At 40.7% G+C, this 3,092-nt stretch carries 1 protein-coding gene; it reads left to right on the forward strand.

Translation table 11 applies throughout. The features are described from left to right. Positions 1-3,092: plasmid replication protein, CyRepA1 family (locus tag ACKPEB_RS12430; RefSeq protein ID WP_408965244.1), on the forward strand; the 3,092-nt coding region annotated here is incomplete at both ends.

Raw genomic sequence — 3,092 nt, forward strand, 5'->3', positions numbered from 1 at the left:
CCCAAAGTCGCCACCAGCATCTTTCAACTGTCGGTATCTTGGCGCATTGGTCTGAAAATTGCTCTCAAGAATGAGGGGCGAGGGACGAGGGACGAGGGGCAAACAGAAAACTCTCAAGTCTATTTAAAACGTCTACAACATCATTGGCAGCTTCCCTTTACTCCTTCCCCGGCGCATTTGCTTAAAGGATACGATAGTTTACTGGACTCGCTGCTGTCTGAAGAAGATATCGGGTTTTGGGACTGGGTACTAGAGAATAATATTCCCATTACGATTTGTGAAGGAGCTAAAAAAGCAGGTGCATTATTAACGGCGGGATATGTTGCGATCTCTTTACCGGGTATTACCGGAGGGGTGCGAGTTCAGCGAGATAGCAATGGTGAGAAAATCAACAGTTTCCTACTCCCAGAATTGGAACGGTTTGCCAAAGTTGAGGGACGAGGGACGAGGGACGAGGGGCGACGGATTTACATTTGTTTTGACCATGACCAGAAGCGCACCACTCGAATAGCGGTTAATCGAGAAATCCAGAAACTGGGTCAGTGTTTTCAGGGACGAGGGGCGAGGGGCGAGGGACGAGGGGAAAATGATTTTCCTCCCTCATCGGTTTGGGTCGTCAGTTTACCTGGCCCAGATAAAGGTGTTGATGATTTTATTGTCAATCAAGGAGAATATCAATTTGATCAATTATTTGCTGAAGCAACGGATTTAGACTATTGGATTTATCGTAAAGATTATGAAATTACTTATCCTGCCACTAAACTGAATAGTCGTTATCTCAAACTGAATTTTCCAGAACAAGGGTTAGTTTGTATTAAATCAGGAAAAGGAACCGGGAAAACTGAGAATTTGATTCCGTTAATTCAAGAATCGATGGATATTGGGCGGAAAGTTTTAGTGATTAGCCATCGGATTCAATTAGGGCGCTCGATTTGTAATCGCTTAGGGTTGGTGTGGGTAGAAGATAAACAGGAACGTCAAGAAGATTCTATCTTTGGTTTTGGATTATGTATTGATAGTTTACATCCCCTCAGTCAAGCTAAATTTAATCCGTCTGAATGGGAAGATGCTATCATTATTTTAGATGAAACTGAACAAATTATCTGGCATTTACTCAATAGCTCAACCTGTATCGATAAACGAGCAATTCTGTGTCGAATGTTCACAGACTTGATCCAAACCGTTTTAAGTTCCGGTGGTTTAATTATTGCTCAAGATGCGGATTTATCGGATTATGCCATTGATTATTTAATAAATTGTGCTGGATTTAAAATTAATCCCCAAGTTTATATTAATGAATATAAGCACAGTCAACAACGTAAAGTTATTGTTTATAATCAGTCGAATCCGTCTCATCTGATCACTCAACTCTATGAATTAGTTGAGGGACGAGGAATACAGGAAGAAATTTGCCCCTCGTCCCTCGTCCCTCGCCCCTCGTCCCTCGTCCCTCGCCCCTCGTCCCTCGTCCCTCGCCCCTCTATCCTAATTGTTTTAGATAGTCAGAAAGTGAAAGGTAAGTTTTCTTGTATTAATATTGAAAGTCAACTGCAAGAATCTTTTCCTGAATTGAAGATTTTAAGGATTGATTCTGAAACCGTTGCGGATGAAACTCATGCGGCTTTTGGGTGTATGGAGGATATTAATAATCGAATTAAAGATTATGATATAATTATTACATCTCCAACAATTGGCACGGGAGTTAGCATTGATTTAGTTAATCATTTTCAAGCGATATTTGCGATATTCCAAGGAGCAATTAATGTGAAAGATGCTTGTCAGTTTTTAGCACGGGTTCGGGATTTGAATGTTCCTTGTCATGTGTGGGCATCAAGTTACGGTTGTGGTCAAATTGGCAATCGCTCTAGTAATTGGAAATCGTTGTTAGCCACTAAAAATAAAGTCTTTAAACGCAATCTCCAAATTTTACAACAAATTGATTTAGACTTATCCATAGATTTTGATGAGCAACTGACTCCTGAACATACTAAAGTTTGGGCTAAGTTTGCCGCTAGAGTCAATGCAGGTCTATGGCAGTTTAGAAAAACGTTAGTTCGGGAATTAGAAGCTGAAGGGCATAAGATTGAAGTTTCAGAAATTGAAAAAACATCCTTAGAATGTGAACAGTTATTAGCTGAAGTTTTCACGTTAGATCCTCTCGCTCAAGTTCCAGAAGTTTCTGAACAATTGAAAGGAACGGTAGAGAAGCTGCATCACTTAGAACAATCTGCTAAAAATTATTTAGAGCAAGCAACAAAAACTCGGAATATTAATCAATATAATTATGCTTTGTTTATTGCCAGTCAAGCTTTATTGACTCAGGAACAATACGAAGAACTGAAAAGTAAACGGAAGAAAACTAAAGATGAATTAGCCCAACAGCGCTATTATGAAATTTATCAACGGTATGGTGTAGAAGTTACGCCGGAATTAGTGTTAACGGACATGGACGGGTATTATCCGAAGCTGCGGTTACATTATTATTTACTCTATCCTGAACTGGTTCACCAACGGGATAAACGCTATTTAGAACGACAATTAGAGACAGGAGAAGGTAAAGTTTGTTTGCAGGATATTAAACTCCTTTCAGCACAAGTCCAGGTATTGAAACTATTGGGCATTGATTCTTTACTGGAGCTAGATAGAGAGTTTACTTCGGAGTCGGAAGAAATCTTAGAGTTTGCAGATAAGGTAGTACGTTTCAGTCGAGATGTGGGGGATTATCTAGGGATTAGTCCTAATACTAAAGCTTCTCCGATTCGGATTGTTCAAGATGTCCTCCGCAATAAAATCGGTCTGCCACTTAAATGTGTCCGCCAAATTAAACTGCCCGACGGCTCCAGACAACGAGTTTATGCCTTTGATTGTCCCACCTGGCGTTATTCTATCTTTGACCAATGGTACATGAGGGACGAGGAACGAGGGGCAAGGGAGGGAACACCGCAGTCAATAATAAGTAATATAGAAGCTGTTGTGAGTGATGTTCCTGAACAGAAACCCGCCGGAGAACCACCGGAATTGCTGAAACGGTTTTGGACACAGTTTTGGAATCTGTTAACTCGTACCGATTGGAAACCTCGACTGATTAAGCT

The sequence above is a fragment of the Planktothrix sp. genome (genome assembly GCF_046067725.1).
Classification (GTDB): Bacteria; Cyanobacteriota; Cyanobacteriia; order Cyanobacteriales; family Microcoleaceae; genus Planktothrix.